Annotated in this window: 9 protein-coding genes and 1 pseudogene; 5 read left to right on the forward strand and 5 right to left on the reverse strand. The window is 58.0% G+C overall.

Annotated features, from left to right (window positions below):
• Nucleotides 1-172: 172 nt before the first annotated feature.
• Together AC4PR2_RS21705 and AC4PR2_RS21710 are read left to right on the forward strand one after the other, a co-directional pair.
• Nucleotides 173-1,516: a 2-hydroxycarboxylate transporter family protein gene (locus tag AC4PR2_RS21705; RefSeq protein ID WP_492175448.1), complete on the forward strand. Its 1,344-nt coding sequence runs from the start codon at nucleotides 173-175 to the stop codon at nucleotides 1,514-1,516.
• A gap of 332 nt (nucleotides 1,517-1,848) precedes the next feature.
• Entirely contained in the window at nucleotides 1,849-3,267 is a 1,419-nt protein-coding gene (locus AC4PR2_RS21710; RefSeq protein WP_492175449.1) for a serralysin family metalloprotease, read from the forward strand.
• A gap of 146 nt (nucleotides 3,268-3,413) precedes the next feature.
• On the opposite strand, the gene AC4PR2_RS21715 is transcribed toward AC4PR2_RS21710, so the two are convergent.
• Complete coding sequence (locus AC4PR2_RS21715) at nucleotides 3,414-3,623, reverse strand: hypothetical protein (protein WP_004931526.1); 210 nt, start codon at nucleotides 3,621-3,623, stop codon at nucleotides 3,414-3,416.
• 157 nt (nucleotides 3,624-3,780) lie between these two features.
• Between AC4PR2_RS21715 and AC4PR2_RS21720 the strand changes: the two genes are divergently transcribed.
• Entirely contained in the window at nucleotides 3,781-3,933 is a 153-nt protein-coding gene (locus AC4PR2_RS21720; RefSeq protein WP_169318360.1) for a hypothetical protein, read from the forward strand.
• A 38-nt stretch (nucleotides 3,934-3,971) separates the two neighbouring features.
• On the opposite strand, the gene yniD is transcribed toward AC4PR2_RS21720, so the two are convergent.
• Nucleotides 3,972-4,064, reverse strand: coding sequence for a small membrane protein YniD (yniD, locus tag AC4PR2_RS21725; protein WP_016928013.1), 93 nt, complete (start codon nucleotides 4,062-4,064; stop codon nucleotides 3,972-3,974).
• A gap of 335 nt (nucleotides 4,065-4,399) precedes the next feature.
• Here yniD and AC4PR2_RS21730 point away from each other — a divergent pair, with 335 nt between their 5' ends.
• Together AC4PR2_RS21730 and AC4PR2_RS21735 are read left to right on the forward strand one after the other, a co-directional pair.
• Entirely contained in the window at nucleotides 4,400-4,792 is a 393-nt protein-coding gene (locus tag AC4PR2_RS21730) for an ASCH domain-containing protein (RefSeq protein ID WP_197804055.1), read from the forward strand.
• Nucleotides 4,793-4,796: 4 nt separating this feature from the next.
• The gene (locus AC4PR2_RS21735; RefSeq protein ID WP_087763520.1) at nucleotides 4,797-5,396 is read left to right on the forward strand and encodes a C39 family peptidase; all 600 of its coding nucleotides are present in this window, start codon (nucleotides 4,797-4,799) and stop codon (nucleotides 5,394-5,396) included.
• A 55-nt stretch (nucleotides 5,397-5,451) separates the two neighbouring features.
• Here the strand turns inward: AC4PR2_RS21735 and AC4PR2_RS21740 are convergent, their stop codons facing one another.
• From AC4PR2_RS21740 to AC4PR2_RS21750, 3 genes and pseudogenes are all read right to left on the reverse strand, one after another.
• Nucleotides 5,452-5,691, reverse strand: a complete 240-nt coding sequence (locus AC4PR2_RS21740) for a YebV family protein (RefSeq protein WP_060419275.1) — start codon at nucleotides 5,689-5,691, stop codon at nucleotides 5,452-5,454.
• Nucleotides 5,692-5,826: 135 nt separating this feature from the next.
• Entirely contained in the window at nucleotides 5,827-6,759 is a 933-nt protein-coding gene (locus tag AC4PR2_RS21745; RefSeq protein ID WP_060419273.1) for a Csu type fimbrial protein, read from the reverse strand.
• A 19-nt stretch (nucleotides 6,760-6,778) separates the two neighbouring features.
• Nucleotides 6,779-7,432 (reverse strand): annotated as a pseudogene (locus AC4PR2_RS21750) (fimbria/pilus outer membrane usher protein); the annotation flags it as partial.
• Nucleotides 7,433-7,515 lie beyond the last annotated feature (83 nt).

Genomic DNA, 7,515 nt, shown 5'->3' on the forward strand with positions numbered 1-7,515 from the left:
TGCATTTTTATTTTTTATCATATCGTCAGAGCTGTCTACTGTTTTATTTCTTATTAGAAAAAGCGAAATCCACAATAGGATTTTTCGTAATCATTTGTTTTTACTTGGCTATGGCAAGATCGTTGCGCCAGGTGAATCTAACCGTACTGTACGCTTGTCAGCAGGGTGAATAATGAAACAGATAAATGCAGAACTGGCCTGTGATAAAAATACGGCATCGTCCGAATCCTCAGGATTAATTAATCAACTTCGTCAAATAGATATCGGTGCGGTACCGATCGCATTGTTTATCACGATTTGCGCGATCGTGGCGATTTCCGCCTATGCCAACTTCCTGCCGAAGAATATGATCGGCGGCCTGGCGGTGATAATGACGCTGGGCTTTGCGCTGGCGCAGTTGGGAAAAAGCATTCCCGTGCTGCGCGATATCGGCGGGCCGGCCATTTTGTGTTTGATGGTGCCGTCGGTGCTGGTCTATTTCAATGTCTTCCAGCCTAACGTCATGGGCACCGTCCATTTGCTGATGAAAGACGCCAACCTGCTGTATTTCGTTATCGCCAGTCTGGTGGTCGGCAGCATTCTCGGCATGAATCGGGTGATCCTGATCCAGGGGATGATTCGCATGTTCGTGCCCTTGGTGGTCGGTACGGTGACGGCGGTGATCACCGGGCTGCTGGTGGGCAAGCTGTTCGGTTTTACCTTCTATCACACCTTCTTCTTCATCATCGTGCCGATCATCGGCGGCGGCATCGGCGAGGGGATTTTACCGCTGTCGCTGGCCTATTCGGCGATCCTGGGAGCGACGCCGGACGTCTACGTCGCGCAGCTGGCGCCGGCGGCGGTGCTGGGCAATATCTTCGCCATCGTGACCGCCGGGGTGCTGGCTCGCATCGGCATGCAGCGCAAGGCACTGAGCGGCGACGGCATGCTGATCCGCTCGGCGCAGGAGAACGCGATGTTCGCCATCAAGGAGCAAAGCGGCAACGTCGATTTCCAACTGATGGGCGGCGGTCTGCTGGTGATCTGCGCCTTCTTTATCGTCGGTGGCCTGTTCGAACACATCGTGCATATTCCCGGCCCGGTGCTGATGATCATGTTCGCGGTGTTGTGCAAGTACTGCCGGGTGATCCCAGCCTCGATGGAAACCGGCGCGCACAGTTTCTACAAGTTCGTCTCCACGGCGCTGGTGTGGCCGCTGATGATCGGTCTGGGCATGCTGTACGTACCGCTGGAAAGCGTGGTGGCGGTGTTCTCGGTCGGTTATGTGGTGGTCTGCGGCTCGGTGGTGCTGTCGATGGGGCTGGTCAGTTTCCTGATTGCGCCTTACCTGAAGATGTTCCCGGTGGAAGCGGCGATCGTCACCTGTTGCCACAGCGGCCTGGGCGGCACCGGTGACGTGGCAATCCTGTCGGCGTCTAACCGCATGGGGCTAATGCCGTTCGCCCAAATCGCCACGCGCATCGGCGGCGCTTCCACGGTCATCGGCGCGACGCTGCTGCTCGGTTGGTTAGTCTGAGTCCAGAATTTCTTATGGATAGCCGGGGTTGGATTGCCCCGGTTTTTTTATGCGTTTCTTCCGCTTATCGTGATAATGCTGATGATTACCTTGAAAATCATTCGTATGGCGCAAATGCATAGTCGGACTTTATCTAAGAAAATTCTGTACTCGGCGAAAATGTGTCTATTCTTTTCTCTTAAGGGATTATCGTTCTCATTCAGAGTGCCGAGGGAAGGCGCCACCGCATTACCGATATCCCCGTATTGATTCAACACCGGGCCGCTGCCGTTCAGGCAATCCGCCAGTTGGGGCATCCCCCCGATTGAATTGACGAATATGGAGATAAGGTTATGTCATCAAGCAATGCTTCCGTTAAGGCCGAAGGCGTATTAGCCCTGCTGGGCGCTTATAAACCCGATGAAGACGACAGCATTACCGTGCTTCATCCGTCGAAAACGTTCGAAAACGCCGGCCTGGAGCTGGTGCGCGGCGATCGCAGTTGGCACGACAAGGGCGTGACCGACACGCCGGTCTCCCTGACCTTCAGCTTCTGGGAAAAGGCGCCGAGCACCATGTCGAGCATGGGCATCAGCGGCTTCAGCAGCTTTAACGCCGAACAGCGCGAGCAGGCCAAACTGTCGTTGCAGTCATGGTCCGACGTGGCCAACGTCACCTTTACCGAAACCAGCAACACCGCCGCCGCCAACATCAAATTCGGCCTGTTCGACTACAGCTCGCGCGGCTCCTATGCCTTTGCGTATAACCCGGATACCTCGCCTTCGGTTGCCGGGCAAACCTGGTATAACGCCAAGAACCACACCTTCGTCAACAACCAGATCCATGAGAACGAGTACGGTCGCCAGACCTTCACCCATGAAATCGGCCATGCGCTGGGGCTGCAGCATCCGGGCGACTATAACGCCGCGCCGGGCGTCAGCATCACCTACGGCAAGGACGCAACCTATTTCGAGGACAGCCGCGCCCACAGCGTGATGAGCTATTTCAGCGAAAGCAACACCGGGCAGGACTTTAAAGGCGCGTACTCTTCCGGGCCGCTGCTCAACGACATTACGGCGATCCAGCATTTCTACGGCGCCAACATGAACACCCGCACCGGCGATACGATCTACGGCTTCAATTCCAATACCGATCGCGACTTCCTCACCGCTACCGGCGCGCAGGACAAGATTATTTTCACCGCCTGGGATGCCGGCGGTAACGACACCTTCGACTTCTCCGGCTTTGGCCAGAATCAGCGCATCAACCTGAATGAAAAAGCGTTCTCGGACGTTGGCGGCCTGAAAGGCAACGTGTCCATCGCCGCAGGCGTAACGATTGAAAATGCCATCGGCGGATCGGGCAACGATGTGCTGGTGGGCAACGCCGCCGACAACGTGCTCAAGGGCGGCGCGGGCGATGATGTGCTGTATGGCGGCAAAGGGGCGGATCAGCTGTGGGGCGGCGCCGGCAAGGACACCTTCGTCTATTTCGCGGCGGATGAATCGACGGCGGCGGCACCGGATTGGATCCGCGACTTCGTGCGCGGTGAAGACAAGATCGATCTGACGCTGTTCAACACCGGCAGCGTGGACGGCATTCGCTTCGTCGAACAGTTCAGCGGCAAGGCGGGTGAAGCGATGTTGAGCTATGACGCGCAAAGTCACGTCAGCGACGTGGCGATCAACCTGGGCGGCGCTTTTGGCGCCAGCGATTTCCTGGTGAAAGTGGTGGGGCAGCCGCTGGATGCCAGCGATTTCGTGTTGGCGTAATGTTGGCAACAAAAATAGGGCGTTTTGGGTAAAAACCCGACAATTCCTATTAATTCCGTCATATTAGCGTGACATAGTAGCGCGCAGAAGGCCGGGCTTGCATACCTCGGGCTTCTGTCGGATCGCCAACCTTTTCGGTTGGCGATTCATTTTCCGCCTTTCAACATGTTGATGGCGGCGCCGAGCAGGATGCGCCGTTCGATATCGTTGCTGTCCGCCAGCTGCCGCGCCAGATGTTTTTCCAGCGTTTCCACCGACAGCGCTTCGCCACGATGGCGCAGCTGCATCACGCCGTCGCCGATCAGGCGTGCGACCTCATCCCATACGGGTTTAATCTCCTGTTCCGAGAACGTCATGGCCTACCTCGGCTGGTTGATTTTTGCCCAATGTAGCAGCTGAACTGCGGCTTCGCTACCGGCCACCCAAAACAGGAAGCATAAAAAACAAGCCATCAGTATTTCTTCTGGTTTTTACGCTCAATACTGGCGGTGTCGAAAAGCAGGAGAAAACATCATGAACTGGGTCGAAACCTTGGCGGAGTACTACCGCCTCAGCCGCACGGGTGAAACGCAACATTGGCTGTGCCGCCGCTGGTTGCCACAAGGGGAAGCGCGTCTGGCCTATTTGCGGGAGCTGCTGGAGCCGACCGCGCCAGGGCGGCGGTGAGCACGACGCCGGCGCTTGGCCGGCGCCGGTTCGCGAGCTTAACCGAAGGCGATTGCCGCCCAACGCAACAGCAGCAACGCCAGGCAGATCAGCAGCAGCACCACGACCATTTTACTGAGTTTGTTGCCCATGCGTTTTGTTGCCACGTTGCCCCCTTAACTGAAGTACCACCCGCCGACGAGGGTGATGAGGAAAAGCGTCACCAGGGCGACGCCGTTGAGTAAATCGCTGAAGGTATCGTCAGCATCGATGTCGTCTTGCCGCATGTTGCCGCCTGGCGGTTGCCACTGGTTGAATAATGTCCGCAGTATGCGCCCGGCAGCGCGACAGGCACAGCGAAGAACGGTAAAAACTCGTAAAGGCGGCGGTGGCGGAACGCGCAGTCGCGCTTGCGACGGATGCAGACGGCCGGCAATACGTTGTACTATCCTGTCTGCATTGATGCATTTTTCCAAAAGGTATAATCATGGCGACGGCAATTCCACAGAAATATGAGCACCTTGAGCGCTGGGCGTTCGGCGATACCGAGCAGCAGGCCGATGAAGTAGTGCAATTGATCCTCAATGGCACCAAAACGGCCACCTGTTCCAACCTGGACGGCGAAGGGATCCCGCAGGCCGGCGATCTGTTCCTGGTGGTGGACGGCAAAGGTGAACCGGTCTGCGCGGTTGAACTGACCGCGGTGGAAATGAAAATTTACGATCAGGTCGATGAAGCGCACGCCTTTGCCGAAGGCGAGGGCGATCGTTCGCTGGCGCATTGGCGCAAAGAGCTGCAGCGTTTCTTCGAAGAGTACGATCTGTTCTCGCCGGACATGACGCTGGTGCTGATGAATTTCAAAGTCGTCGACAAGTTCTAAACGGATGCGCGCCGTTCCCTACGAATGCCAGTGGGCAAGCCCGGAGCTGGCCGCCGATCTGATCGCCGGCCGCATGACGCTGGCGCAAGACGAGAATTGGGCGCGCAGCGGCGCCCGCGATCGGGCGGAGTACGTCGAGTGGGCCAACCACGTATGCGGCATGGCCTGCCTGAAAATGGTGCTGAGCCACCGCGACGGCGAAGCGCCACCGCTGCTGGAGCTGGCGCGGCGCAGCCTGCCTTACGGTGCCTATGTGCGCGAGGGGGAGCGGATAAAAGGGCTGATTTACGCGCCGTTCGTCGAGTACGTGCGCGAGCAGTTTGCGCTGCAAGCGGAGGTGAAGGTGGGGCTGGAGGCCGCCGAGTTATCGGCGCTGCTTAGCCAATACCGCTACTTTATCGCCTCGGTGCACCCCTCCATTCGCCGGCCCGAGAGCCTGCCGCCGCAGCGAGGCGGGCATCTGGTGCTGATCACCGCCGCCGATACGCAAAGCGTGACTTTCCACAACCCTTCGGGCGACAGCTCGGCGACGCGCGAGCGGGTACAGCTGCCGCTCAACCGCTTCACGCCTTTCTTTGCCGGCCGCGGCATCGCCATCGCATAAAAAAACGCGCTGTTTCCGATGAAAGCAGCGCGTCGTCAGCAGGCCCGGCGTATTTTCATGCCAGCCGCATCACCCAGGCGTCCGCCTGCCGATCGTAGTGCTGCTTGTACAGCAGCGACTGTTTGCCGTTGAGGATCGCCGGAATGCTGGTGTGTTCATCCCAGCCGTCGAGCTGCATACACAGGTCCGGATCGGACTTGCAGGGAATGCTCAGGGTGCCGGCGCGGTCGGTGCCGGCGTGAAGATGCGCGTCATCGACCTCGAAGCTGCCAATTTTTACGACGGTTTTGCTCATGGGAACTCCTTGCTCAATGATGTGGTAGGAGGTTAGACCAGTAAGGCCATCGGTATGAGCATAGCCAAATGAGCAAAAAATGCCACATAAAAAATACATTCTGGCAACATTCTTCCTGAGCGGCTAGCGGCCAGGCTAATAGGTCACGACATAGCTGACGTTATCCTGATAGGTACCGACCGGCACTTCGGTCTGCGCCGGATTGATGGCGGCGGTAAAGGGAATGCTTTGCGCCAGGCCGGTGCCGGTGCCGCTTTGCGCGTTGGTGCTGCTCCACACGGTGCTGGTGTTGGGCAGGTAGATCTGATACTGCAGGAAGTTGCTGGTGCCGCTGAGCATTTGCCGCCAACCGGTGATGGGGTTGTTGCCGTTGGTAAAGTAGGAGCTGTATGACTGGGATTTGGTGCAGGTCAGGGTGATGCTCTGGTTGATCGGGTTGAATTGCCCCACCAGCGCCATGCTGCCGAAGTTGACGTTATTGGCGGTATTGATCAGGCAGCTTTTGGTGATGACTGCGGTGATGGTCACGGTGCTGGGTTGGTTGGTGCCGTCCCACCAGATACACAGCCCTATCAGGCCCAGGCCGCAAATATGGTAGTTCCACACCAGATTGATGGTGTCGGTATAGGTGCCGGCGCTGACGTTCGCACCCGCCACCGTTTTGATGTACACCGGAAAGTTGACGTTGGAAGAGATCAGGATCAGCGACAGCAGGTTCAGCGAGCTGTAGTCGATGGTCTGGCCGACGCTGTAGGGGTATTGGTAGTTGGCATCCGGGTAGATGAGATAGGAAATTTTATCGCCGGAGCCGTTGCCGTTCAGCAGGGCCATATTGTTGGTGGTGGAGGCGATCTTGACCGTGACGGTGTTTTGCGTCAACAGATTGAGCCCCAGCCCGGTACAGTTGAGCCCGGCGGTACCCTGGGCGCTGATCTGGCCGTTGTAGACGGCGAAGGAGTTGCTGCTGGGCAGGGTCACCGTGCCGTTGGTGGTGGCGCAGTCCGCCAGCGCGCGTTGCCCGCACAGCAGCAGCAGCGCCGCCAAAAGAATTTTCACTTGCCGAGACATCGTTCTTCTTCTCCGTGTGTTATTGGCAGACGAGGGGACCGACGCGCTGTAGCCCCTGCGGGTTGGCCAGGCTGAAGCTGACCTGGCACGGCGCGCCGCCGTCGGCCGGGATCACGCTCAGCCGGTTGTGTTGCTGCACCGGGTCGATATAGGTCATGCCATCCCACCCGACGTAGCTTTGTTGATTGCTGCCGATCACCGCCACCTGGCTGCCGTTGGCCAGCGGTTTGCCTTGCGTATCGACCAGCTCCACGTCGGCGGCGGAAAGGCGCTGGACGGGGAATTCGACCAGGTAGCCACTGTGATCGCGAATGGCGACGGTTTTTTCTACCGACGGCAAATTGACGTCCGCCGGCAGATTGAGCGGATCAATCTGGAATTTGGCGTGGTAATACGAAGTGACGGTGGGCACCAACAGGTAGCCTTTGTCGTTGGTGACGCCGATGCGCTGGTTCTCGTAGCTGACCGGAATACCGGCGTAGCCGTTGGTCGAAACCAGGGCAAAGGCGTCGTTGATGGTGTTGGTGGCGTATACGCCGCCGTTCATCGCCACCAGCGAACCGCTGACTTCGCCCCAGCGGGTGTAATCGTTACGGTTGCCGTACAGCCCGGCGCGGGTTTCCAACAGCGAGGTGCGCCAGGTCAGGTCTGCCTGGCGGTAATCGCTGTCGCTGCCTTGATGGTTAGGAAACTGAATCGACCCTTTTTGGGTTTCCTAATCATGAACCGTAGGGAGAAAGATCCGCAGGAGGTGGG

The organism is Serratia sp. A07, from assembly GCF_058725505.1.